The organism is Paraburkholderia sp. J11-2, assembly GCF_905220185.1.
Lineage (GTDB): Bacteria > Pseudomonadota > Gammaproteobacteria > Burkholderiales > Burkholderiaceae > Paraburkholderia.
The window spans coordinates 44,255-70,130 of the sequence record NZ_CAJMYY010000039.1 but is presented as its reverse complement, the minus strand read 5'-3'; the positions used below and the strand labels follow the sequence as shown (position 1 = coordinate 70,130).

The window sequence follows — 25,876 nt, the reverse complement described above, 5'->3', positions numbered from 1 at the left end:
AGGAAAAGCCAGGCCACCGCTAAGTACCTGTTTCGTTTACACAACATGGTCTAGAATACGCGGCTATCTATCGGCGCTGCCCCGGATTGACGGATCTCCGTGAGTTTGTGTAGTGGTGGGAGGGCAGTCCGGGCGCGCGGGAAATTCCGGCTCGCCGAAGAAACAAATGGGAGGCTGGATGCTGCTAGACGACTTGATTACCGAATTCGACCGGGGCCTGCGCTCCCTCACCGGCGTGTCGCGCATGACGCGTCCGATGCCGCAGCCTTCCCCCGTTACCATCGAAGTGACGCCCGAGGGCGAAGCCGCGCCGGCCGGCAGCGAACTCACGGCCGCCGAGCGCACGCATGCCGCCGGCCTCATGCGCGTGAATCACGTGGGTGAAGTGTGTGCCCAGGCGCTGTATCAGGCGCAAAAAATCTCGGCGCGCTCGCCCTCGCTCAAGGCTGCCTTCGAGCAGGCCGCGCGCGAAGAAGAGGATCATCTTGCGTGGACCTCTCGCCGTCTGCAGGCGCTCGACTCGCGTCCGAGCCTGCTCAATCCGCTTTGGTACGCTGGCGCGCTCGCGATCGGCTTTGCCGCCGGCCGCCTCGGCGACAAGGTGAGCCTCGGCTTCATGGCCGAAACCGAGCGCCAGGTCGAGCATCATCTCGACAGCCATCTCGACAGCCTCCCGCCGGCCGATCTCGAGTCGCGTGCGGTCGTCGAGCAGATGCGTGCCGACGAAATCGCGCACGCGAAATCGGCCGCCGATCTGGGCGGAGTCGAATTGCCGTTGCCAGTGCGTTCGCTCATGCGTGTAGCATCGAAAGTCATGACGCGCACGGCCTATTACATCTGATTAGACGACTTGGGCCGGCAATCGCTGTCGGCCCAAGCCCGTATTAATCTTTCAGAGCTTTCAGCCCCCCGGTTTTAATCCCCGCAAGCCCCCGCTCGATCCCGCCATAGGCCGTTTATCGCCGCGCTTTTCACGTATCACCTTCAGAACCTGCGTTAGCTCATTCATTCATAACGGTTTTTGGCTTTTGTCGCGACTTCAACAAGTGCCGCTAAGTCCTTGTTCTAGCGGATAAATTTCGTCAAAAAACGTCCGGTCTCCCTTGACCCTCGTTGGGCGTTCCTCTAAAGTGGGAGACAGTGTGAGAAAGTGTATTTTTGTGTGATTTCAGGCGCGTATTCAGGTAGATTTTCCGAGATTTAGGCGGGCGGCGAAAAGCGCCGCATTAGGGGGAGCAAATTGTTCCAGGGGGCGTCGGCGCTGACACTCGATGCGAAAGGACGGATGTCTATTCCGTCCCGCTATCGGGAAGCGCTGCAACAACAGGCAGAAGGACGGGTGACGATCACCAAGCACCCGGACGGCTGCCTGTTGCTATTTCCGCGCCCCGAATGGGAAGTGTTTCGCTCGAAAGTCGCCGCCTTGCCGATGGACGCGCACTGGTGGCGCCGCATTTTTCTCGGCAATGCGTCCGACGTCGATGTCGACAGTGCGGGCCGCGTACTCGTCTCACCTGAATTGCGTCTGGCGGCAGGAATGGAAAAGGAAGTCATGCTGCTCGGCATGGGTAGTCATTTTGAGTTGTGGGATGCGCAGACCTACGCCGCCAAGGAACAGGCGGCGATGGCTCAGGGCATGCCCGACGCCCTGAAAAATTTCACGTTCTGATCGCGGTTAAAAAGCTATGGCATCTGCGATGGGACAGGGACTGCAGCATCGCACGGTGCTGCTAGACGAAGCGGTCAACGCGCTGATCACGCGCGCGGACGGCGTTTATGTGGACGGCACATTCGGCCGCGGCGGGCACAGTCGCGCGATCCTCGCTCGCCTCGGAGAGGCGGGACGGTTGATCGCGTTCGACAAGGACCCGCTGGCAATTGCCACGGCGCAAACCGTTGGCGACGCGCGGTTTTCGATCGTGCATGAGAGTTTTGCTTCGCTGCGCGACGAGCTCGCGTCGCGCGGGGTAGGGCGTGTGTCGGGAGTGTTGCTGGACCTTGGCGTGTCGTCGCCGCAGTTCGACGATCCGCAGCGCGGTTTCAGTTTCCGCGCAGATGGCCCGCTCGACATGCGGATGGACCCGACGCGCGGCGAGTCCGCCGCTGACTGGCTCGCGCGGGCCACGGTGCAGGAACTGACGGAGGTAATTCGGGATTATGGGGAAGAACGGTTTGCTTTTCAGATTGCAAAGGCGCTTGTTGCTCGCCGGGCAGAGTCCGACCGTCTCGGGCCTCTCGACAGCACGGGCGAGCTTGCCCAAATCGTGGCTAACGTCGTCAAAACCCGTGAGAAGGGTAAGGACCCGGCAACCCGCACCTTTCAAGCTATACGGATTCACGTCAATCAAGAGCTTGCGGAGCTGCAGGTCGTTCTAGAAGCAGCACTGTCGTTGCTGGAACAGGGGGGGCGGCTGGTGGTCATCAGCTTTCATTCGCTCGAAGACCGGATCGTCAAGCGGTTCATGCAGGCGCATTCGACTGCGCCGGCGGTGGACCGCCGCTTGCCGATCCGCGCCGTCGACCTGCCGAGCCCGCCGCTCAAGCTGCTCGGCCGCGTGTTCGCGAGCGACGAGGAAGTCGCCGCGAACCCGCGCGCCCGCTCGGCCGTGATGCGCACCGCGGAGCGCGTCACGCCATGAATCGTCTGAACATCTTCCTGCTGATCGTCGTCATGGGGTGCGCGCTTTCCGTCGTGAACGCCACCAATCAGCAGCGCCAGATCTTCATCCAGTTGCAACGCGCGCAGTCGCAGGAGCATCAGCTTCAGCAGGACTACGCACAGCTTCAATATCAGCAAAGCGCGCTGTCGAGAACGTCGCGCATCGAACAGATCGCCACTGACTCGCTCAAGATGCAGCCTGTCACGACCGGACGCACGCAATATCTGACGCTCGCGCCCGGCAGCGCCAGTGCCGTCGACGCGCCCGTGCCGACCTCGGCGCCCGCGCAGGGCGCCGCGCCCACGCCTGCCCGCCGCGGAGGCACGCGATGAAAAAGGATAATCGCCGCAAGAGCGTCGCCTTCAGCGCCAACCCCATTCTCTCCGTGCGCCTGCCGATGTGGCGCTCGAAGCTCGTCGTGTTCCTGCTGTTCATGGCGTTCGTCGCGCTTGCCGCGCGCGCGTTCTGGATTCAGGGCCCGGGCAACGCGTTTTATCAGAAGCAGGGCGAAAGCCGCTACCAGCGCACGATCGAGCTGCCGGCCACGCGCGGCAAGATTCTCGACCGTAACGGGCTCGTGCTCGCTACGAGCTTGCCCGTGCGCGCAATCTGGGCGATTCCCGAAGCCGTGCCCGACGATCTCGGTGCCGACAAGCTCAACCAGCTCGGCACGCTGCTCGGCATGAACACGAAAGAGCTGCGCGCGAAGCTCTCCGAAGACAAGACGTTCGTCTATGTAAAGCGCCAGGTGCCGCTCGATGTCGCGCAGCAAGTGACGGCGCTCGACATTCCCGGCGTGTATCAGCGCAACGAGTACAAGCGCTTCTATCCGGAAGGCGACGTCACCGCGCACTTGATCGGCTTCACCAACGTCGAGGACGAAGGCCAGGAAGGCGTCGAGCTGTCCGACCAGAAGGTGCTCGCGGGCGTGCCCGGCATTCGCCACGTCATCAAGGACCGCATGGGTCACATCATCGAGGACGTCGACGAAACGGTCGTGCCCCACGATGGCAAGGACGTCGAACTGTCGATCGACAGCAAGATCCAGTACATCGCCTATTCGAACCTGAAGGCCGCCGTCGAGAAGTTCAAGGCCAAGGCCGGCGCGGCGGTGGTGGTGGACGTGCGCACGGGCGAAGTGCTCGCGCTCGTGAATTATCCGACCTACAACCCGAACGACCGCTCGCACCTCACGGGCGAGCAGTTGCGCAACCGCATTCTCACCGACGTGTTCGAGCCGGGCTCGATCATGAAGCCGTTTACGGTGTCGCTCGCGCTCGATCTGCACCGCGTCTCGCCGAGTACACTGGTGGATACGGGCCCGGGCCACTTCACGCTAGACGGCGCGACCATCACCGACGACGCGGCGTTCGGCGTCCTGACGGTCGGTGGCGTGATCCAGAAGTCGAGCAATATCGGCGCGACGAAGATCGCGATGACGCTCAAGCCCGAAGAAATGTGGGACATGTACACCAGCATCGGTCTCGGTCAGGCGCCGAAGGTCGGGTTCCCCGGCGCGGCGGCGGGCCGTCTGCGTCCGTGGAAAAGCTGGCGCCGCATCGAGCAGGCGACGATGTCCTACGGCTACGGCCTCTCCGTTTCGCTGTTCCAGCTCGCGCGGGCGTACACGGCGATCGCGCACGACGGCCAGATTCTGCCGGTCACGATCTTCCGCCACGCTGGCGACACGCAACCCGTGCAGGGCACCCAGGTCTTTGCGCCGACCACGGCGCGCGAAGTGCGCACGATGCTGGAGAGCGTGGTGTCGAAAGACGGCACCTCGCCCGACGCCGCCGTGCCCGGCTACCGCGTGGGCGGCAAGTCCGGTACGGCGTACAAGCATGGTCCGCACGGCTACGATCATTCGAAGTACCGCGCGTCGTTCGTCGGCATGGCGCCGATGCCGAATCCGCGCATCGTCGTGGCCGTCACGGTCGACGAACCGACTGCTGGCAGCCACTTCGGCGGCGCGGTGTCGGGTCCGGTGTTCTCGGGCATCGTCGGCGATACGCTGCGCTCGCTCAACGTGCCGCCGGATATGCCGGTGAAGCAGCTCGTCGTCGAAGACAATAGCGCCGCCGCTTCGGCCCCGGCCGTTGCGAACGCGCCGGCTGCGCCAGTGAAGCGCGTGGCGAACGCACCTGCAAACAAAAGCACCGCAGCTGCGCATCACATGACCGTCGCGGACAACGCGAAAAATCGACCCGGAGTCGTCCGATGAGCGCCACGCGCAACCAGCATCCCGCGCAACGGCAGATCGCGGACGCGCTCGCATGGCTGCGCGCGCACGTCGCGCCCGCAGCCGGCCTGCACGCCGACACGCGCTCGCTCAAGCCGGGCGACGTGTTTCTCGCTTACGCCGTCGAGGGCGCGGACAATCGCCCGCACATCGAAGGCGCCATCGAGCGTGGCGCCTCAGCCGTGCTGTATCAGCCGGAAGGCTATACGGGCGACAAGCTCGAAGCGTCGATCGCGCTCGCGGTGCCGCAACTCGACGCGCTCGCAGGGGAAATCGCCAGCGGCTGGTACGGCGACCCGAGCGATGCGATGGTCGTGGTCGGCGTGACGGGCACGAACGGCAAGACGTCGTGCAGCCAGTGGATCGCCTCGGCGTTCACGGCCATCGGCCAGAAGTGCGCGATCGTCGGCACGCTCGGCACGGGTTTTCCGGGCCAGCTCGTGCACACGGGCTTCACCACGCCCGATGCGCCGCAACTGCAGCGCAGTCTCGCGCAATTGCGTGGCGAAGGTGCACAGGTTATTGCGATGGAAGTATCCTCGCACGCGCTGCATCAGGGCCGCGTCAACGGCACCTCGTTCGACATCGCCGTTTTCACGAATCTCACGCAAGACCATCTCGATTATCACCACACGTTCGAGGCCTATGAAGCCGCGAAGGCGCGCCTGTTCGCGTGGCCGGGCCTGCGTGCGGCGATCATCAATGCCGACGACGCAGCGGGCCGCCGCCTGATCGCCGCGACGCGCGGCAAGGCGCGCACGATCGCCTATGGCGTTGCAACGCCTGCCGCCGACGCACCCGTTGCCGACGCCTGGCTGCGCGCGAACGATGTGCGGGCGACCGCTACGGGCACGGCGTTCCACCTGGAAACGTCGGACTGGGGTGAGGCGCAAGTCGAGGTGCATGTTCTCGGCCTCTTCAACGTGAGCAATCTGCTCGGCGTGCTCGGGGCGCTGCTTGCGGCGAATGTGCCGCTCGTCGCGGCGCTCAACGAGATCGCGAAGCTGCAACCGGTGAACGGCCGCATGGAGCGCCTTGGCGGCCGCGCCGATCACGACGAGCCGCTCGTCGTGATCGACTACGCGCATACGCCGGACGCGCTCGAAAAAACGCTCGAAGCGCTGCGCCCGATGGCTGCCGCGCGCGGCGGCCAGCTCATCTGCATGTTCGGCTGCGGCGGCGATCGCGACGCGACCAAGCGCCCGCTCATGGGCGCGATTGCGGAGCGCCTCGCCGATCAGGTTGTCGTGACGAGCGATAACCCGCGCAGCGAGTCGCCCGCCGCGATCATCGACCAGATCGCGCAAGGCATGCGCGAGAGCGCGAAGGCGCGCCGCATCGAGGACCGCGCCAGCGCGATCCTGCAAGCGGTGCGTGGCGCGGCACGAGAAGACGTCGTCTTGCTGGCCGGCAAGGGCCACGAGGCGACCCAGGAAATCATGGGCAAGAAGCGCGCGTTCTCCGATCAGGACCACGCGCGGCTTGCACTCGCCGCCCGTGCCACGCACGGGCGCGGAGGTGGTGAATGACGATGCTTTCCCTGCGCGAAGCCGCGGCGTTGATTCCCGGCGCGAGCGTGCTCGGCGACGAGAACGCGACGTTCGAGCGCATTTCGACCGACAGCCGCACCACGGGCCCCGGCGATCTCTTCGTCGCGCTCAAGGGCGACCGCTTCGACGCGCACGACTTTCTCGGCGAAGTGGCGAACCGTCACGTGAGCGCTGCGCTCGTTTCACGCAGCCCCGGCGACTGGCGTATTCCCGCGCTGCGCGTGGACGACACGCGCAAGGCGCTCGGCGCGCTCGCGCTAGGCTGGCGCCGCCGCTTCTCGATGCCGCTCGTCGCCGTGACGGGCAGCAACGGCAAGACGACGGTCAAGGAAATGATCGCGTCGATCTTCGCGGCGGCGGTTGGTGAAAATTTGCGTCTTGCGACTACCGGAAACCTCAATAACGACATCGGCGTGCCGTTAACGTTGCTGCGTTTGAGCGGCGCTCATCGGCTGGCCGTCGTCGAACTCGGCATGAATCACCCGGGCGAGACCGAGTTGCTCGCGAAATTCGCCGAGCCGACGGTCGCGGTGGTGAACAACGCGCAGCGCGAGCATCAGGAATTCATGGCAACGGTGGAAGCCGTCGCACTCGAGCATGCGAGCGTGATCCATGCGCTCAAGCCCACGGGCGTCGCAGTGTTTCCCGCTGACGATGCTTACGCGAGCATCTGGCGCGTGGCGGCAACGGGGTCGCGCATTCTCGACTTCGCGCTGCATACGCAGACGAGCGCGGTCGAAGCGGCCGTCACCGGCAAGCTGGGTGGCAACCGTCTCGCGATCTCGACGCCGGAAGGTCATCTCGACGTGGCGTTGAAGGTGCTGGGCGCGCACAACGCGCACAATGCGCTCGCGGCCACGGCGGCGGCGATTGCGTCGGGCGTATCGCTCGAAGCGATTGGCCGCGGGCTGGAAGCGTTCGAGCCGGTGAAGGGCCGCCTGCAGGTGAAGCGTGCGGCGCTCGGCGAGTTGGCAGGTGCGACGGTGATCGACGACACCTACAACGCGAATCCCGATTCGGTGCGTGCGGCGATCGACGTGCTCGCTTCGAGCGTGTCGCCGCGCGTGCTCGTGCTGGGCGACATGGGCGAAGTCGGCGACGACGGTCCCGCGTTTCACCGCGAGGTGGGCGCTTACGCGAAAGAGCGCGGCATCGACGCGCTCTACACGCTCGGCGACGCAGCGCGTGACAGCGCTGCGGCGTTCGGCGCGCAGGCGCTGCATTCGGCGGACGTGGGCGAACTCGTGCGCTCGCTGGCTGGCGGTGGTTACGGCGCTGGCGCAACGATTCTCGTGAAAGGCTCGCGCTTCATGCAGATGGAGCGCGTGGTGGCGGCTTTGACGAATCCGCAAAACCCTGCGCCGGACGCCAAGTCCGGTGCGCACTGAAATACTAAGGAATACAAGGCATGCTACTGGCGCTGGCGCAATGGCTGCAGAATGACGCAAGCTTCTTGCGCGTGTTCAGTTATCTGACGTTCCGTGCGGTGATGGCCACCATCACCGCGATGGCGATCGGGCTTTTCCTCGGCCCCTGGGTGATCCGCAAGCTCACCGCAATGAAGGTCGGCCAGGCCGTGCGTACGGACGGCCCGCAAACTCACCTCGTGAAGTCCGGCACGCCCACCATGGGCGGCGTGCTCATTCTGCTGGGCATCGCGGTTTCGACCTTGCTGTGGGGCGACCTCACGAACCGTTTCATCTGGATCGTGATGCTCGTCACGTTCGGCTTCGGCGCGATCGGTTGGGTCGACGACTATCGCAAGGTCGTCTACAAGGACCCGCGCGGCATGTCTTCGCGCGAAAAGTACTTCTGGCAGTCGGTGATCGGTTTGTTCGCCGCGGTGTACCTCGCGTTCAGCGTGTCCGAAGCGAGCAACGTGCGCGTGTTCGATCTCTTCATGGCGTGGGTGCGCAGCGGCCTGTCGATGGGGCTTCCCGCGCGCGCCGACCTGCTGCTGCCGTTCCTCAAGTCGATCAGCTATCCGCTCGGCGTGTGGGGCTTCATCGCGCTCACGTACTTCGTGATCGTCGGCGCGAGCAACGCCGTGAACCTCACCGACGGCCTCGACGGTCTCGTCATCATGCCCGTCGTGCTGGTCGGTGCGTCGCTTGGCGTGTTCGCGTATGTGATGGGCAGCTCGGTCTATTCGAAGTATCTGCTGTTTCCGCACATTGCCGGCGCCGGCGAACTGCTCATCTTCTGTTCGGCGATGGGCGGGGCAGGGCTCGCGTTCCTCTGGTTCAACACATATCCGGCGCAGGTGTTCATGGGCGACGTGGGCGCGCTCGCGCTCGGCGGCGCGCTCGGAACCATTGCGGTGATCGTGCGTCAGGAGATCGTGCTCTTCATCATGGGCGGCATCTTCGTCGCGGAGACGCTCTCCGTGATGCTCCAGGTCACCTGGTTCAAGTACACGAAAAAGCGTTACGGCGAAGGGCGCCGCATCTTCAAGATGGCGCCGCTGCATCACCATTTCGAGCTGTCTGGCTGGAAAGAGACGCAGGTTGTCGTGCGTTTCTGGGTCATCACGCTGATGCTGTGTCTGATCGGTCTGTCCACGCTCAAGCTGCGTTGAGCCTTTAAACAAGCAAGGGAAGCAAGCGATGTTTGGCGAGAAGTTTCGGGATCGGCAAAAGCCGATGGTGCTCGTGCTGGGACTCGGGGAATCGGGTCTCGCGATGGCGCGCTGGTGCGCGCGGCATGGTTGCCGCCTGCGCATTGCCGACACGCGCGAAGCGCCGCCGAACTTGCCGGAACTCGCCGCGCGCGGCATCGACGCCGATTTCACGGGCGGTCCGTTCACGCCCACGCTGCTCGACGGCGTAGAACTCGTGGCGATCAGCCCGGGTCTCTCGCCGCTCGCCGAAGATCTCGTGCCGCTGATCGCGGCGGCGCGCGAGCGCGGCATCGAAGTGTGGGGCGAACTCGAACTCTTCGCTCAGGCGCTGCGTCATCTCGGCGAGAGCGGCTACGCACCGAAGGTGCTGGCGATCACAGGTACGAACGGCAAGACCACCACGACGAGCCTCACCGGCATGCTCTGCGAGCGTGCGGGCAAGCGCGTGGCGGTGGCAGGCAACATCAGCCCGGCCATGCTCGACAAGCTCGCCGAAGCCATCGACAACACCGCGCTGCCCGATGTCTGGGTGCTCGAGCTGTCGAGCTTCCAGCTGGAGACGGCGCATACGTTCGAGCCGGACGCCGCAGCGGTCCTCAACATCACGCAGGACCACCTCGACTGGCACGGCGGGCTCGACGCCTACGCTGCCGCGAAGGGCCGCATCTTCGGGCCGCGTACGACGCGTGTGCTGAACCGCGACGACGCGCGCGTCATGTCGCTCGCGAGCGTGAAGGCGAGTGGCGACGCGAAGGTCGTGACCTTCGGCCTGAACGAGCCCGAGAGCGACGGCGACCTGGGTCTGCTGCGCGAGAACGGCATGCAGTGGCTCGTGCAGGCTCACGATCTCGACCCGGCTGACGTGCCTCTGTCCCCGCGTCGCCGCAAGCAGCAGGAAGCGGCGCCGGTGAATCTCGGCATGAAGCGTCTCATGCCCGCCGACGCTCTGCGCATTCGCGGCCTGCACAACGCGGCGAACGCGCTCGCGGCGTTCGCGCTCACGCGCGCGATCGACCTCGCGCCCGCGCCGCTGCTCCATGGCTTGCGCGAGTATCGCGGCGAGCCGCACCGCGTGGAGCTGATCGCGTCGATCGACGGCATCGACTACGTGGACGACAGCAAGGGCACGAACGTGGGCGCGACGGTTGCGGCGCTCGACGGCCTCGCGCAGCGCGCGGTGCTGATCGCCGGCGGCGACGGCAAGGGCCAGGATTTCGGTCCGCTCGCGGCGCCGGTTGCGCGCTGGTGCCGCGCCGTGATGCTGATCGGCCGCGACGCGCCGAAGATCCGCGCGGCGCTCGAAGAAACGGGCATCGCGATGAGCGACCACGCGACACTCGAAGAAGCCACGCGCGCGGCCACGGCGCTTGCGCAACCCGGCGACGTCGTGTTGCTCTCGCCAGCGTGCGCAAGCTTCGACATGTTCAAGGGCTACGCCCATCGCGCGGCTGTGTTCCATGACACGGTGGAAGAAATCGCCGCAGAACGGGGGACGATGATATGAGCTGGTCCGAGCGATTCGGTGCGCGCCTCTCGCGCGAAGGCGGCCAGGCCGGCGGTTCGTCGGGCGGCGGCGCGCGTTCGGGCGGCCTTGCGAGCGTCGTCAACGGCGTGCGTCCCGGCCGCTCGCGCATGCTCGACTACGATCACTCGCTGCTTTGGGCCGTGATCGCGCTGCTCGGCCTTGGCGTCGTGATGGTCTACTCGGCCTCGATCGCCATGCCCGATTCGCCCAAGTACGCCTCGTACCGCGACTGGGCGTTTCTCGTGCGCCACATCGTTTCGCTCGCGATCGCCACGGTCGCGGCGCTCATCGCGTTCCGCATTCCCGTTTCCACATGGGACCGCTACGCGCCGAAGCTCTTTCTCATCGCGCTCGCCATGCTGGTGGTCGTGCTGATTCCGCACATCGGCAAGGGCGTCAATGGCGCGCGGCGCTGGATTCCGCTCGGCGTCACGAATATGCAGCCGTCGGAAATCATGAAGCTCGCCGTGACGATCTACGCGGCGAACTACACGGTGCGCAAGCAGGAGTACATGCATAGCTTCGCGAAGGGCTTCTTGCCTATGGCATTTGCCGTGGGCGTGGTCGGCGCGCTGCTGCTGCTCGAGCCCGACATGGGTGCGTTCATGGTGATCGCTGCGATTGCCATGGGCGTGCTGTTCCTCGGCGGCGTGAACGGCAAGCTGTTCGGCGGCCTTGTGGCCACGGCGGTGGGCACCTTCACGCTGCTCGTGTGGGCGTCGCCGTGGCGCCGCGAGCGGATCTTCGCGTACCTCGATCCGTGGGACGACCGCTACGCGCAGGGCAAGGCGTACCAGCTCACGCACTCGCTGATCGCGTTCGGCCGCGGCGAATGGTTCGGCGTGGGTCTCGGCGGCAGCGTCGAGAAGCTCAACTATCTGCCGGAAGCGCACACCGACTTCATTCTCGCCGTGATCGGCGAGGAACTCGGCTTTGTCGGCGTGCTCGTCGTGATCCTGCTGTTCTACTGGATCGTGCGCCGCGCGTTCGAGATCGGCCGCCAGGCGCTCGCGCTCGACCGCACGTTCGCGGGCCTCGTCGCCAAAGGTCTTGGCGTGTGGTTCGGCGCGCAAGCCTTCATCAATATGGGCGTGAATCTGGGACTGTTGCCGACCAAGGGGCTGACGCTGCCGCTCGTGAGCTACGGTGGCTCGGGCATCTTGCTGAACTGCGTCGCAGTGGCGTTGCTGCTGCGTGTCGATTATGAAAATCGTGTGCTGATGCGTGGGGGGAAGGTATGACCCCCATGCAACAGCGCACGATTTCGGCGAAGGCGCGCAGCGCCGCAGCCAAAACGTATTTTTCGTCATTCATGTTGATGCGTGGAGGCAAAGTATGACCGCAGCAACGCGCACGCTCATGGTGATGGCCGGTGGCACCGGGGGACACGTGTTCCCGGGTCTCGCCGTCGCGCATCGCATGGAGCAGTGGGGCTGGCGCGTGGTGTGGCTCGGCAATCCCGCAGGCATGGAAGCGACGCTCGTGCCCAAGCACGGCATTACGATGGAATACGTGCGCTTTGGCGGCGTGCGCGGCAAGGGTATCAAGACCAAGCTGATGTTGCCGCTGAACCTGCTGCGCGCGTGCATGCAAAGCCTCGCGGCGTTGCGCCGCGTGAAGCCCGATGTCGTGCTCGGCATGGGCGGCTACATCACGTTCCCGGCCGGCGTGATGAGCGCGCTTTCGGGCCGTCCGCTCGTGCTGCATGAACAGAATTCGATTGCCGGTCTCGCGAACAAGGTGCTCGCGAAGCTGGCCAAGCGTGTGCTCGTGGCGTTTCCGGGCGCGCTCCCGAACGCCGAGTGGACGGGCAACCCGATTCGCGAGGCACTTGAACACGTCGACGCCCCGGCGGCGCGCTATGCGGCGCGCAGCGGTCCGCTGCGCGTGCTCGTGGTGGGCGGCAGTCTCGGCGCCACGGCGCTCAACGAAGTGGTGCCGCGCGCACTGTCGCTGCTCGCGCCTGAAGAGCGCCCGCACATCGTGCATCAGGCGGGCGCGAAGCACATCGACGCCTTGCGTCAAAACTATCTCGACGCCGGACTCGAACTGAATGACACGGTGCAGCTCGTGCCGTTCATCGACGACATGGCGAGCGCGTACCGGAACGCGGACCTCGTGGTCTGCCGTTCGGGCGCAATGACGGTGGCCGAGATCGCGGCAGTGGGCGTGGCGGCATGCTTCGTGCCGTTCCCCTACGCCGTGGACGACCACCAGACCACCAACGCCGCGTTCCTTGCCGACAAGGACGCAGCGCTCGTGGTGCAACAGCGCGACCTGACGGCGGAAGGACTCGCCGACTGGTTGCGGCATCAGACCAGAATATCGCTGGCGGAAATGGCCGGGCGCGCCCGCGCGCTCGCGAAACCCGACGCCGCCGATCAGGTCGCGCGCATCTGCGCGGCCGTGGCGGGCGTAAGTGCGGGAGGAAAGCAATGAAACACATCGTCAAACATATCCATTTCGTCGGCATCGGCGGCGCGGGCATGAGCGGCATCGCCGAAGTGCTCGTCAATCTCGGCTATCAGGTAAGCGGCTCGGACCTCGCGAAGAACGCGGTCACCGATCGACTCGCCGCGCTCGGCGCGCGCATCGCGATCGGCCATGCCGAAGAGAACATCGAAGGCGCCAATGCCGTGGTCGTTTCGACCGCGGTGCGCAGCGACAACCCCGAAGTGCTCGCGGCGCGCCATCGCCGCATTCCCATCGTGCCGCGCGCCGTGATGCTTGCGGAACTGATGCGCCTGAAGCAGGGCATCGCGATTGCGGGCACCCACGGCAAGACCACCACGACTTCGCTCGTGGCGAGCGTGCTGGCGGCGGGCGGGCTCGACCCGACCTTCGTGATCGGCGGGCGGCTCATCAGCGCGGGCGCGAACGCGCGTCTCGGCACGGGCGACTTCATCGTGGCGGAAGCCGATGAATCCGATGCGTCGTTCCTGAACCTCTTCCCGGTGATCGAAGTCATTACGAACATCGACGCCGATCACATGGACACCTACGGGCACGACTTCGCGCGCCTGAAGCAGGCGTTCATCGAATTCACGCACCGCCTGCCGTTCTATGGCATTGCCGTGCTGTGCGTGGACGATCCGAACGTGAAGGAGATTCTGCCGTTCGTCTCGAAGCCGATCATCCGTTACGGCTTCGCGTCCGACGCGCAGGTACGCGCGGTGAACGTTGTCGCGCGCGACGGCAAGATGTACTTCACGGTGATGCGCGAAGACGCGCCGTCGCTCGACATCGTGCTGAACCTGCCGGGCACGCATAACGTGCAGAACGCGCTGGCCGCGATTGCGATCGCGACCGAGCTCGAAGTGAAGGACGCCGACATTCAACGCGCGCTCGCGGAATTCAACGGCGTGGGCCGTCGTTTTCAGCGCTATGGCGAGATCCCCGTCAACGGCGGCGGCGCCTGGACGTTGATCGACGACTATGGCCATCACCCGGTGGAAATGGCGGCGACCATAGCAGCGGCGCGCGGCGCGTTTCCCGACCGGCGTCTCGTGCTGGCGTTCCAGCCGCACCGCTATACGCGCACGCGCGACTGTTTCGAAGACTTCGTGCGCGTGCTCTCGACCGTCGACGCGCTCGTGCTGACCGATGTCTATGCGGCCGGCGAAGCGCCGATCGTCGCAGCGGATGGCCGCGCGCTCGCACGCGCGATTCGTGTGGCGGGCAAGGTCGAGCCGGTATTCGTCGAGACCGTGGATGAAGTGCCGGAGGCGCTCGCGGCAGTCGTGCGCGACGGCGACGTGGTGATTACGATGGGCGCGGGTTCGATCGGCGGTGTGCCGGGCCGGATCGCAGCTCAGGAACAGAAGGCGTGAGTGACATGAGCAGTATCGATCCCAATTTCGATCCGAAGCAATTTGGCAAGGTAGCCGTGCTGTTCGGCGGCGTGTCCGCCGAGCGCGAGGTGTCGCTCAAGTCGGGCACGCTGGTGCTGCAGGCGCTGCAGAGCGCCGGCATCGACGCGCATCCGTTCGATCCGTCCGTGCGTCCGCTTTCGGCGTTGAAAGAAGAAGGCTTCGTGCGCGCGTTCAACGCGCTGCATGGCGGCTATGGCGAGAACGGGCAGATCCAGGGCGCGCTCGACTTCTACGGCATCCGCTATACGGGCACGGGCGTGCTCGGCTCGGCGCTCGGGCTCGACAAGTTCCGCAGCAAGCTCGTGTGGCAGCAGCTCGGCATTCCCACGCCGCCGTTCGAAGCGGTGCTGCGCGGCGACGACTACGCAGCGCGCGCGCCGCAGATCGTCGCGAAGCTCGGCCTGCCGCTCTTCGTGAAGCCCGCGAGCGAAGGCTCGAGCGTGGCCGTGATCAAGGTGAAGGCCGAAGCCGAACTCGTGCCGGCGCTCGAAGAAGCCGCGAAGTTCGACAAGATCGTGCTGGTGGAAAAGAGCATCGAAGGCGGTGGCGAGTACACCGCGTGCATCGCGGGCGACCTCGATCTGCCGATCATCAAGATCGTGCCGGCGGGCGAGTTCTACGACTACGACGCGAAGTACATCCTCGACACGACGCAGTATCTGATTCCCTGTGGCGTTGCGCCCGAGAAGGAAGCGGAACTGAAGAAGCTCGCGCGCCGCGCGTTCGACGTGCTCGGCTGCACCGACTGGGGCCGCGCCGATTTCATGATGGACGGCGCAGGCAACGCGTATTTCCTCGAAGTGAACACGGCGCCCGGCATGACCGATCACTCGCTGCCGCCGAAGGCCGCGCGCTCGGTGGGCATCGAATATCGCGACCTCGTGGTGCGCGTGCTTGCGCTGACGCTGAAAGATTGAACCCCTAAATAATCGCTGACCGACGAATTGCCGAACCCGTATTAACCCGACAATCTCGAAATGTGGAATAACGTACGCCAGCTCAACCTTGCCGCCAACGCGTTGCACGCGCTGCTTGCGCTCGCGCTTCTGGCGGCTGGCTGCTACTGGCTCGTGCAGCGACCGAACTTCGCGCTGCGAGAGATCCGCATCGAGGGCGACACCGAGCACATCAATTCGCCCACCGTGCGCGCAAGCGTCGTTGGCCGGCTGAAGGGCAACTTTTTCACAGTCGATCTCGATGCGGCGCGCGCCGCGTTCGAACAGATGCCGTGGGTGCGCCACGCGAGCGTGCGCCGCGTGTGGCCCAACGCGCTGGCTGTCACGCTCGAGGAGTACAAACCGCTGGGCACGTGGGGCAGCGATCAGCTCGTGAGCACAGACGGTGAGCTGTTCACGGCGAACCAGGGCGAGCTCGACGAAGAACTGCCCGCGTTCGATGGCCCCGACGGTACCGCGCCCGAAGTGGTCGCGCGCTACCGGGATCTCGAGAAGTGGTTCGCGCCAATCGGGCTCACGCCCGATGAGGTGACGCTCTCGGCGCGCTACGCGTGGACGGTGAAGCTCTCGAACGGCATGCAGCTGGAGCTGGGCCGCGAGCGCAACGCCGACACATTGAGCGAGCGTTCGCACCGCCTCATCGCGGCATGGACGGCAGTCACGCAACGTTGGGGCAAAGAGATCGAATACGCGGACTTGCGTTATCCGAATGGGTTTGCGATAAGAGCGGCCGGCATGCGCTTCATCAGTGACACGCCCGCTCCGGGCAAGAAGTAACAAGACATCACACGCAACGAGCACGATATGAGTAAAGACTATAAGGATCTGCTGGTCAGCCTCGACATCGGGACGTCGAAGGTGGTGGCCGTCGTCGCCGAACTAAAGGGCGAAGGCCACTACGAAGTGATCGGTCTCGGCCAGAGCGAATCGAAAGGTCTCAAGAAGGGCGTGGTGGTGAACATCGAGGCCACTGTGCAGTCTATCCAGCGAGCGCTCGAAGAAGCGGAACTCATGGCCGACTGCAAGATCACTAACGTATTCACCGGCATTGCGGGCAGCCACATTCGCAGCTTCAACTCGAGCGGCATGGTCGCCATCAAGGAGAAGGAAGTCACGCAGGCCGATGTCGCGCGCGTGATCGAAACGGCGAAGGCGATCAACATCCCGACCGATCAGCAGGTGCTGCATATCCTCACGCAGGAATTCATCATCGACGGCCAGGAAGATGTGCGCGAGCCGATCGGCATGAGCGGCATCCGTCTGGAAGTGAAGGTGCATATCGTGACGGGCGCGGTGAGCGCGGCGCAGAACATCGTGAAGTGCGTGCGTCGCTGCGGGCTTGAAGTGAACGACCTCATTCTGCAGCCGCTCGCGTCGTCGCTGGCGGTGCTGACCGAGGACGAGAAGGAACTGGGCGTGGTGCTCGTCGATGTCGGCGGCGGCACGACCGACATCGCGATCTTCAGCGAAGGTGCGATTCGCCACACCGCGGTGATCCCGATCGCGGGCGACCAGGTGACGAGCGACATCGCCATGGCGCTGCGCACGCCCACGCCCGACGCGGAAGACATCAAGGTGAGCTACGGCATCGCGAAGCAGGCGCTCGCCGATCCGGACGAGATGATCGAAGTGCCGGGTCTTGGCGAGCGCGGTCCGCGCACGCTGTCGCGCCAGGCGCTCGCCGCCGTGATCGAGCCGCGCGTGGAAGAGCTGTTTTCGCTCGTGCAGCAGGTGGTGCGCGAGTCGGGCTACGAAGAACTGCTGAGCTCGGGCGTCGTGCTCACGGGCGGCGCCGCGATGATGCCGGGCATGGTGGAGCTTGGCGAAGACATTTTCCTGAAGCCGGTGCGCATTGGCGTGCCGGAATACGCGGGCGGTCTGGCCGACGTAGTGCGCAATCCGCGCTACTCGACGGCAATGGGCTTGCTCGTCGAAGGCCGCTCGCAGCGCATGCGCGGGCGCAAGGTTGCAGTGCAGTCGGGGTCGATGGGCCAGGTCTTCTCACGCATGAAGGACTGGTTCCTCGGCAACTTCTAAAAGCAGGCGCAGGTCAGAAGGCGAAGTACAAGCTTCGAAAAATCGCGCTGGTGACGGCGGCTAGCGCGCAGTGGAAGGTTGCCCGATCTTCCACTGGATAACGGCCGAGGAGCGGAATCTTTTTCTTGACGGAGGCAACATGGAATTCCAGATGCTGGAAACGGAAACCAACGGCACCATCATCAAGGTGGTAGGCGTTGGTGGTGCTGGCGGCAATGCCGTGCAGCACATGATCAACCGCGGCGTGCAAGGCGTCGATTTCATCGTGATGAACACGGACGCACAGGCGCTCTCGCGCTCGCGTGCATCGGCCGTGATTCAGCTCGGCAACACGGGCCTCGGCGCCGGTGCGAAGCCGGAGATGGGTCGCGCGGCCGCTGAAGAAGCCCGTGAGCGCATCGCCGACGCACTGCGCGGCGCACACATGGTCTTCATCACTGCCGGCATGGGCGGTGGCACCGGCACGGGCGCAGCCCCGGTCGTCGCTCAAATCGCCAAGGAAATGGGCATTCTCACCGTTGGCGTGGTGAGCAAGCCGTTCGAGTTCGAAGGCGGCAAGCGTATGCGCGTGGCGGAAGCCGGCTCGCAGCAACTGGAGGATCACGTCGACTCGCTGATCGTCGTCCTGAACGACAAGCTGTTCGACGTGATGGGCGATGACGCCGAGATGGACAAGTGCTTCCAGTGCGCGGACGACGTTCTGAACAACGCAGTTGCCGGTATCGCCGAAATCATCAACGTCGACGGTCTCGTGAACGTCGACTTTGAAGACGTGAAGACGGTGATGGGCGAGCAAGGCAAGGCGATGATGGGCACGGCGACGGTGGCCGGCGTCGATCGCGCACGCCTCGCGGCGGAACAGGCCGTGGCGAGCCCGCTGCTCGAAGGCGTCGATCTGTCGGGCGCGCGCGGCGTGCTGGTCAACATCACGTCGAGCCGTTCGCTGCGTCTGTCGGAAACTCGCGAAGTGATGAACACCATCAAGAGCTACGCGGCAGAAGACGCAACGGTGATCTTCGGTGCGGTGTACGACGACGCGATGGGCGACGCGCTGCGCGTGACGGTGGTGGCAACGGGCCTTGGCCGCGCTGCGAAGAAGCAGCAAGCCGCGCCGATGCAACTGCTGCGCACGGGCACGGACAATCAGCCGATCCCGGCTGCGGCAGGTGCGTACGCACCGCAGCACAGCGGCCACGGCAACACGGCCGACTACGGCGCGCTCGACACGCCGGCTGTGTGGCGCACGTCGCGCGACACCGCGGCTTCGCACGTGCAGGCGCTGCAGGAAAAGGGCGTCGACACGTACGATATCCCGGCGTTCCTGCGCAAGCAGGCGGACTGACGCGAGCCAATCTGACTGCGGCAGGGCACGCGTTGCCCTCGCCCGCAGACAGATAGTGCGCGGCGGTGCAATGAAGGCGAGCAAGACCAGCAAGGCCGCATCCGCGAGGATGCGCGGCAGGGACGGTTGCCCGCCACGCGTTGAGCGTGGGGGACAGGCGCGGTGTCGCCGGGCGAACCTGTGTAACCTTGGAGTACATCGTTGCCCAACATTGCAATCTGTAAGCGCATGAGGCTTGAACAAGCTTGAACATCGTTGCGAAGGACGAGTCATGATCAAACAGGGTGAAACGCTGCCCGAAGCGACCCTCTTCGAGTTCGTCGAAGACGCACGCGAGGGTTGCACGCTGGGGCCTAACAGCTTCGACGTGCGAAAGGAAGCGGCGGGCAAGCGCGTGGTGATCTTCGGATTGCCTGGCGCATTCACGCCTACGTGCTCTGCGAAGCACGTGCCGGGTTACGTCGAACACTTTGACGCGCTGCGCGCGGCCGGTGTCGACGAGATCTGGTGCGTGTCCGTCAACGACGCGTTCGTCATGGGCGCGTGGGGACGCGATCAGCGTACCTCGGGCAAGGTACGCATGATGGCCGACGGCAGCGCAGCGTTGACTCGTGCACTCGGACTGGAGCAGGATTTGTCGGCGCGTGGCATGGGAATCCGCTCCCAGCGCTATGCGATGGTGGTCGACGACGGCGTGGTCAAGACGCTGCACCTCGAAGCACCCGGCAAGTTCGAAGTGAGCGATGCTGCGAGCATACTTGTCACGTTGACCCGCCCATGAGCGCGTTTGCGGGCGCTGCGTTGCCCTGATGCAACGCGCACCTGCGGCGCAAATGTGACAGGCGGTTACGTGAGCCCAGCGGGCCGATCACCCCGGGAACGCCTCCGTTCCGGGCATCGGCCCGCGGTCCATCCCTGGTGGGTAATACAGGGAAACAGTTTGTCACGCCGGTGAAAACAACGGACTCGGTGCAACTGGAGTATAATTCGTGCTATGAGTTAAAAAATCCCGATTGGGATTTTCAATGAGCAAGAAGACCATGTTGAAGCAGCGAACCATCAAATCAATCGTGAAGACAGTCGGCATCGGCCTGCACTCGGGCCGCAAGGTCGACCTGACGCTCCGTCCGGCGGCGCCGAACACGGGCATCGTGTTTTCGCGCGTGGATTTGCCGACGCCGGTTGACATCCCCGCATCGGCGATGGCGATCGGCGACACTCGCCTCGCCTCGGTGCTGCAGAAAGACGGCGCACGTGTCTCGACGATCGAGCACCTGATGTCCGCCTGCGCAGGCCTTGGCATCGACAACCTCTATGTGGATGTGACCGCCGAAGAAATTCCGATCATGGACGGCAGCGCGGCTTCGTTCGTGTTCCTGATCCAGTCGGCGGGTATTGAGGAGCAGAACGCTCCGAAGAAGTTCATCAAGGTCAAGAAGCCGGTGGAGATCCGCGACGGCGACAAGTTCGCACGCCTCGAGCCTTACTTCGGCTTCAAGCTCAAGTTCACGATTGACTTCCGCCACCCGGCCGTCGACAAGACGGGGCAGGCGCTCGAAGTGGACTTCGCGAATACCTCGTACGTGCGCGAAATCGCGCGCGCCCGCACGTTCGGCTTCGCGCATGAAGTCGAGATGATGCGCGAGCTGGGCCTCGCGCGCGGCGGCAGCATGGACAACGCGATCGTGCTGGACGAGTACCGCATCCTGAACAACGACGGCCTGCGCTACGACGACGAGTTCGTGAAGCACAAGATGCTCGACGCGATCGGCGACCTTTACGTGGTCGGCCATCCGCTGCTGGCGGCATACGACGCGTACAAGTCGGGCCACGGCCTGAACAACGCGTTGCTGCGCGAGCTGCTCGCGAATGAGGACGCCTACGAGATCGTCACGTTCGACGATCCGCAAAAGGCGCCGCGCGGCTTCGGTTACGAGGCGCAGACGGCATTCGCCTGAGTTTCAGGCGCGTTTTGCCAGTAAAAAGGGCAGCTTCAAGCTGCCCTTTTTCTTTTTGTGCGCTTTGCAGTGCAGTGCCGTGAGCGCAGTTTCGTAAGATTTGCGCCCGCCGGATTAGCGCTTTTTCGTGTGGCGCGCCGCCATCTTCGCGAGGGCCGCTTGCAGCGGCGACGCTTCGAGCGTTTCACTGAGCGCCTGGAGCGCTGCTGCGCCAGCCGGTGACATGCGCGCCTGCTTGGGCGGAGCGGGATCTTTCACGGCTTGCGGGCGCACACGGATGCGCACGGTGTTCAACGCCCAGCCGCGCGCCTGCAGGTCGGCCACGAGCCGCGGCTCCAGATGCCGCAGCCGCGCCGCGAGCGCATTGTGCGCAGTGAAAAGGGCCAGCGTGCCGTCCTTGATGAAGCCGGGTTCCACGCTCGCCGCGAGATAGTCGGGCAGCAGGGCGTTCAGGTCGCGCTGGATCGCCGCGATCTGCTCGACGCCGGCGCGCAGCGGCGCGAACGCGTCCGTGCGGCTCAGCACTTCGGCGAGCGGCTGCGGGGCGCGTGGTGCCCTGGACCTTGAAAACGGCGAGAAACGGCTCATGTGGCGTAAGGATGGGAGAGCGCAAGCGGCGTCTCGTTGCCTGCGATGCTGTCATTGTAGCCTGCGCATCGCTCATTCAAGCGCCTTCAGGCCATTCGGCCAGGGCCGCATCGCGGCCCTTCGCCGCACGGCGGGAAGGCCGTCCGTGCGGGCATCGCACGCGCCAGAGCCGTCTTCGCGCTGACACAGGCGGGTGAGAGGGCGCGTGCTAAAATGCCCGATTCGAATCCACCAATTTTGGGCTAAAGCCGCCGAGGTCCCTCCGGTCCGGATGCGTAGTGCCGACGTCGGTAGACGTTGCACGACCCGCTGAACCCACCCTCAGGAATCCCGGCCGAAGCCGCGACGCAGACACCGATCCGATGACCACCGGTTTCTTACAGAAAATCTTTGGCAGCCGCAATCAGCGCCTGATCAAGCAATATCAGAAGACGGTCGTGGCGATCAACGCGCTCGAACCGAAGATCGAGCAGTACACCGACGAGCAACTGCGCGCGAAGACGGTCGAGTTCCGCGAGCGCGTGGCCAAAGGCACCTCGCTCGACGAACTGCTGCCCGAGGCGTTCGCCGTTTGCCGCGAGGCGAGCAAGCGCGTGCTGAAGATGCGCCACTTCGACGTGCAGCTGATCGGCGGCATGGTGCTGCATTACGGCAAGATCGCTGAAATGCGCACCGGCGAAGGCAAGACGCTCGTCGCCACGCTGCCCGTGTATCTGAATGCGCTGTCGGGCCGCGGCGTCCACGTGGTGACGGTGAACGACTACCTCGCCCAGCGCGACGCCGAATGGATGGCGCGCCTCTACAACTTCCTCGGTCTCTCGGTCGGCATCAACCTGTCGCAGATGGACCACGCGACGAAGCAGGAAGCTTACGCGGCGGACATCACCTACGGCACGAACAACGAGTTCGGCTTCGACTACCTGCGCGACAACATGGTCTACGAGACCGAGGCGCGCGTGCAGCGCGCGCTGAACTTCGCCGTGGTCGACGAGGTGGACTCGATCCTGATCGACGAAGCGCGTACGCCGCTCATCATCTCGGGCCAGGCCGAAGACCACACCGAACTCTACGTGCGCATGAACGCGCTGCCGCCGCTGCTCGAGCAGCAGATCGGCGAAGAGAAGGCCGACGGCACGGGCGTGGAAAAGCCGGGCGACTACACGCTCGACGAAAAGGCGCGTCAGGTCTTCCTGACCGAATCGGGCCACGAGAAGGCCGAGCGCATGCTCGCCGAGTGGGGCCTGATCGGCCAGGGCGAAAGCCTCTATGCGCCGCAGAACATCACGCTGATGCACCACGTGTACGCCGCGCTGCGCGCCCACACGCTGTTCCACAAGGACCAGCACTATGTGGTGCAGAACGGCGAAGTCATCATCGTCGACGAATTCACCGGCCGTCTCATGGCCGGCCGCCGCTGGTCGGACGGTTTGCACCAGGCCGTGGAAGCGAAGGAGCACGTGAAGATCCAGAGCGAGAACCAGACGCTCGCCTCGATCACGTTCCAGAACTACTTCCGCATGTACGCGAAGCTTTCGGGCATGACGGGTACGGCCGATACCGAAGCGTACGAATTCAACGAGATCTACGGCCTCGAAACGGTCGTGATCCCGACGAACCGCACGCCCAAGCGGATCGACAAGCAGGACCAGATCTACAAGACGGCGAAGGAGCGCTACGACGCCGTGATTCGCGACATCCGCGACTGCTACGAGCGTGGCCAGCCGGTGCTGGTCGGCACGACGTCGATCGAAAACTCCGAACTGCTTTCGAACCTGCTGACCAAGGCCGCTCTGCCGCACGAAGTGCTCAACGCGAAGCAGCACGCGCGTGAAGCCGCGATCGTTGCTGAAGCCGGCCGTCCGCAGCGCGTGACCATCGCCACCAACATGGCGGGCCGCGGTACCGACATCGTGCTCGGCGGCAACGTCGAGAAGCAGTCGGCGTTCATCGAAGCCGACGATGCCATTCCCGCCGACGAAAAGGCGCGCCGCATCCAGCAACTGAACGACGAGTGGCAGACGCTGCACGATCAGGTGAAGGCCGCTGGCGGCCTGCACATCATCGGCACCGAGCGTCACGAGTCGCGCCGGATCGACAACCAGCTGCGAGGCCGTGCGGGCCGTCAGGGCGACCCGGGTTCGTCGCGCTTCTATCTCTCGCTCGAAGACCCGCTGCTGCGCATTTTCGCGGGCGACCGCGTGCGCGCGATCATGGACCGCCTGAAGATGCCGGAAGGCGAGGCGATCGAGGCGGGCATCGTCACGCGCTCGATCGAGTCGGCTCAGCGCAAGGTCGAAGCGCGCAACTTCGACATCCGCAAGCAGCTGCTCGAATACGACGACGTGTCGAACGACCAGCGCAAGGTGATCTACCAGCAGCGCAACGAACTGCTCGAAGCGCATGACATCACCGAAACGATCGGCGCGATGCGTCATGGCGTGATCACCGACATCGTGCGCCAGTTCGTGCCGCACGGCAGTATCGAAGAGCAGTGGGACGTGCCCGAGCTCGAAGAAGTGCTGCGCAACGAATGGCAGCTCGACCTCGCGATCCAGGAGATGATCAACGAGTCGTCGTCGATCGACGCCGATGAAATTCTCGAAGCGGTGCAGGCCGCCGGCGACGAAGCGTACGAGCAGAAGGTCGGGCTCGTGGGCCGCGAATCGTTCAGCGCGTTCGAGCGCTCGGTCATGCTGCAAACGCTCGACCGCAGCTGGCGCGAACACCTCGCGGCGCTCGACCATCTGCGTCAAGGCATCCATCTGCGCGGCTATGCGCAGAAGAACCCGAAGCAGGAGTACAAGCGCGAGGCGTTCGAATTGTTCGCCGCGATGCTCGAAGCCGTGAAGCTCGAAGTCACGCGTATCGTGATGAACGTGCAGATCCAGTCGCCGGAGCAGCTCGAACAGGCGGCCGAGCAGATCGAAGAGCAGGGCCATCACGTCGAGAACGTCGAGTTCCGCCATGCCGAATTCGCCGAAGCCGACACGGCATCGGCTCCCGCGGGTGCCGCACCGGTGGCCGCGGACGCCGCCGCCGCCATGGTGGGCGCGGCCATGAGCCATACGCCGCCGGTGGGCGGCGAGCTGCCCAAGGTGGGCCGCAACGATCCGTGCCCGTGCGGCAGCGGCAAGAAGTACAAGCAGTGTCACGGCAAGATCGCGTGACGCAGGCTTAATAGATTCCGGTGGCCCGCTCCTTCTGGCGGGCCTTGCGTTTTGAATCCCGATGCCGGCCAGGCTCCAGCGCCTTGGCCGGCATCGCCTTTTCGACAGGTCGCCACCATGGCTGTCAATTTCCCCTCGATTGATCCCGCTCAACTTCATCCGGTCGCCGGCGTGACGCTCGGCTGGGCGGAAGCCAACATCCGCAAGCCCAATCGCAAGGACGTGCTGGTGATTTCCGTCGACGAAGGCGCGAGCGTGGCCGGCGTGTTCACGCTGAACCGCTTCTGCGCCGCGCCGGTGACGGTGTGCCGCGAGCATCTCGCGAAGGTGCGCGCAGGCGGCAAGGGTATCCGCGCGCTGGTGGTGAACACCGGCAACGCGAACGCCGGCACTGGCGAGCCGGGCATGAAGCATGCGCGCGAGACCTGCGATGAACTCGCGCGCCTCGCGGGCCTCGAGTCCTCGCAGGTGCTGCCGTTCTCGACGGGCGTGATTCTCGAGCCCCTGCCCATCGACCGTCTGAAGGCGGGCCTGCCCACCGCGCTGGAGAACCGCAAGGCCGCAAACTGGTACGACGCCGCGCAGGCGATCATGACGACCGACACGCTGCCGAAGGCCGTGTCGCGCCAGGTCGTGATCGACGGCCACACGATCACGTTCACGGGCATCAGCAAGGGCGCAGGCATGATCAAGCCGAACATGGCGACCATGCTCGGCTTCCTCGCCTTCGACGCGAACGTCGCGCAGCCCGTGCTCGACGAGCTCGTGAAGTACGTGGCCGACCGCTCGTTCAACTGCGTCACGATCGACGGCGATACCTCGACCAACGACTCGTTCATCATGATCGCCTCGGGCAAGTCGAGCCTGCCCGCGATCACATCGACGGACGCGCCCGCCTACGCCGCGCTGCGCGACGCCGTGACGGCCGTCGCCCAGGAACTCTCGCAACTGATCGTGCGCGACGGCGAAGGCGCGACCAAGTTCATGACCGTGCAGGTGGAAGGCGGCAAGGACGTGGCCGAGTGCCGTCAGATCGCCTACGCAATCGGCCACTCGCCGCTCGTGAAAACGGCGTTTTACGCCTCGGACCCGAACCTCGGCCGTATCCTCGCCGCGATCGGCTACGCGGGCGTGACGGACCTCGACGTCGACAAGATCGACCTCTATCTCGACGACGTGCTCGTCGCCAAGGCGGGCGGCCGTAACCCGGCGTACCGCGAAGAGGACGGCCAGCGCGTCATGAAGAAGAGCGAGATCCTGATCCGCGTGCTGCTCGGCCGTGGCGATGCGCAGGCCACGATCTGGACCTGCGACCTCTCGCACGACTACGTGAGCATCAACGCCGACTATCGTTCCTAACTG

General features: G+C 64.8%; 21 protein-coding genes. 20 read left to right on the top strand and 1 reads right to left on the bottom strand.

Annotated elements, in window-relative coordinates; all coding sequences use genetic code 11:
* Positions 1-178 precede the first annotated feature (178 nt).
* From coq7 to lpxC, 18 genes are all read left to right on the top strand, one after another.
* Complete coding sequence (coq7, locus tag U5A57_RS36895) at positions 179-841, top strand: 2-polyprenyl-3-methyl-6-methoxy-1,4-benzoquinone monooxygenase (RefSeq protein WP_321916796.1); 663 nt, start codon at positions 179-181, stop codon at positions 839-841.
* Between the two features lie 399 nt (positions 842-1,240).
* Positions 1,241-1,669 carry a division/cell wall cluster transcriptional repressor MraZ gene (mraZ, locus tag U5A57_RS36890; RefSeq protein ID WP_028207782.1) on the top strand — a complete coding sequence of 143 codons (429 nt, stop codon included), beginning with the start codon at positions 1,241-1,243 and terminating at the stop codon, positions 1,667-1,669.
* 16 nt (positions 1,670-1,685) lie between these two features.
* Positions 1,686-2,639: a 16S rRNA (cytosine(1402)-N(4))-methyltransferase RsmH gene (gene rsmH, locus U5A57_RS36885; RefSeq protein WP_321916795.1), complete on the top strand. Its 954-nt coding sequence runs from the start codon at positions 1,686-1,688 to the stop codon at positions 2,637-2,639.
* Positions 2,636-2,992, top strand: a complete 357-nt coding sequence (gene ftsL / locus U5A57_RS36880; protein WP_158758689.1) for a cell division protein FtsL — start codon at positions 2,636-2,638, stop codon at positions 2,990-2,992. The genes rsmH and ftsL overlap by 4 nt, the downstream gene beginning before the upstream one ends.
* Positions 2,989-4,881 carry a penicillin-binding protein 2 gene (locus tag U5A57_RS36875; protein ID WP_321916792.1) on the top strand — a complete coding sequence of 631 codons (1,893 nt, stop codon included), beginning with the start codon at positions 2,989-2,991 and terminating at the stop codon, positions 4,879-4,881. Before ftsL ends, U5A57_RS36875 begins: the two co-directional genes overlap by 4 nt.
* Positions 4,878-6,428, top strand: a complete 1,551-nt coding sequence (locus U5A57_RS36870) for a UDP-N-acetylmuramoyl-L-alanyl-D-glutamate--2,6-diaminopimelate ligase (protein ID WP_321916790.1) — start codon at positions 4,878-4,880, stop codon at positions 6,426-6,428. Before U5A57_RS36875 ends, U5A57_RS36870 begins: the two co-directional genes overlap by 4 nt.
* Complete coding sequence (locus tag U5A57_RS36865) at positions 6,425-7,837, top strand: UDP-N-acetylmuramoyl-tripeptide--D-alanyl-D-alanine ligase (protein ID WP_321916789.1); 1,413 nt, start codon at positions 6,425-6,427, stop codon at positions 7,835-7,837. The genes U5A57_RS36870 and U5A57_RS36865 overlap by 4 nt, the downstream gene beginning before the upstream one ends.
* A 20-nt stretch (positions 7,838-7,857) precedes the next feature.
* Positions 7,858-9,027, top strand: coding sequence for a phospho-N-acetylmuramoyl-pentapeptide-transferase (mraY, locus tag U5A57_RS36860; RefSeq protein ID WP_028207787.1), 1,170 nt, complete (start codon positions 7,858-7,860; stop codon positions 9,025-9,027).
* 28 nt (positions 9,028-9,055) lie between these two features.
* Positions 9,056-10,573: a UDP-N-acetylmuramoyl-L-alanine--D-glutamate ligase gene (gene murD / locus U5A57_RS36855; protein WP_321916788.1), complete on the top strand. Its 1,518-nt coding sequence runs from the start codon at positions 9,056-9,058 to the stop codon at positions 10,571-10,573.
* Entirely contained in the window at positions 10,570-11,835 is a 1,266-nt protein-coding gene (gene ftsW / locus U5A57_RS36850; protein ID WP_233882959.1) for a putative lipid II flippase FtsW, read from the top strand. Before murD ends, ftsW begins: the two co-directional genes overlap by 4 nt.
* Positions 11,836-11,929: 94 nt before the next feature.
* Entirely contained in the window at positions 11,930-13,033 is a 1,104-nt protein-coding gene (gene murG / locus U5A57_RS36845; protein WP_321916786.1) for an undecaprenyldiphospho-muramoylpentapeptide beta-N-acetylglucosaminyltransferase, read from the top strand.
* Positions 13,030-14,424: a UDP-N-acetylmuramate--L-alanine ligase gene (gene murC, locus U5A57_RS36840; protein WP_321916785.1), complete on the top strand. Its 1,395-nt coding sequence runs from the start codon at positions 13,030-13,032 to the stop codon at positions 14,422-14,424. The genes murG and murC overlap by 4 nt, the downstream gene beginning before the upstream one ends.
* Positions 14,425-14,429: 5 nt before the next feature.
* On the top strand, positions 14,430-15,383 hold the full coding sequence (locus tag U5A57_RS36835) for a D-alanine--D-alanine ligase (protein ID WP_321916783.1): 954 nt from the start codon (positions 14,430-14,432) through the stop codon (positions 15,381-15,383).
* A gap of 60 nt (positions 15,384-15,443) precedes the next feature.
* Positions 15,444-16,199: a cell division protein FtsQ/DivIB gene (locus U5A57_RS36830; protein ID WP_321916781.1), complete on the top strand. Its 756-nt coding sequence runs from the start codon at positions 15,444-15,446 to the stop codon at positions 16,197-16,199.
* Positions 16,200-16,226: 27 nt separating this feature from the next.
* Positions 16,227-17,459, top strand: a complete 1,233-nt coding sequence (gene ftsA / locus U5A57_RS36825; protein WP_042270315.1) for a cell division protein FtsA — start codon at positions 16,227-16,229, stop codon at positions 17,457-17,459.
* Between the two features lie 139 nt (positions 17,460-17,598).
* Positions 17,599-18,801, top strand: a complete 1,203-nt coding sequence (gene ftsZ, locus U5A57_RS36820) for a cell division protein FtsZ (protein ID WP_321916780.1) — start codon at positions 17,599-17,601, stop codon at positions 18,799-18,801.
* 271 nt (positions 18,802-19,072) lie between these two features.
* Positions 19,073-19,582, top strand: coding sequence for a peroxiredoxin (locus tag U5A57_RS36815; protein WP_321916778.1), 510 nt, complete (start codon positions 19,073-19,075; stop codon positions 19,580-19,582).
* 259 nt (positions 19,583-19,841) lie between these two features.
* A complete protein-coding gene (lpxC, locus tag U5A57_RS36810) occupies positions 19,842-20,759 on the top strand; it encodes a UDP-3-O-acyl-N-acetylglucosamine deacetylase (RefSeq protein WP_028207797.1) in 918 nt (305 codons plus the stop codon).
* A 114-nt stretch (positions 20,760-20,873) separates the two neighbouring features.
* Here lpxC and U5A57_RS36805 read toward each other — a convergent pair whose 3' ends face one another.
* Complete coding sequence (locus tag U5A57_RS36805; protein ID WP_321916776.1) at positions 20,874-21,347, bottom strand: DciA family protein; 474 nt, start codon at positions 21,345-21,347, stop codon at positions 20,874-20,876.
* Between the two features lie 362 nt (positions 21,348-21,709).
* On the opposite strand from U5A57_RS36805, the gene secA reads away from it, so the two are divergent.
* Together secA and argJ are read left to right on the top strand one after the other, a co-directional pair.
* Entirely contained in the window at positions 21,710-24,514 is a 2,805-nt protein-coding gene (gene secA, locus U5A57_RS36800) for a preprotein translocase subunit SecA (protein WP_321916775.1), read from the top strand.
* Between the two features lie 117 nt (positions 24,515-24,631).
* Entirely contained in the window at positions 24,632-25,873 is a 1,242-nt protein-coding gene (argJ, locus tag U5A57_RS36795; RefSeq protein ID WP_321916773.1) for a bifunctional glutamate N-acetyltransferase/amino-acid acetyltransferase ArgJ, read from the top strand.
* Positions 25,874-25,876 lie beyond the last annotated feature (3 nt).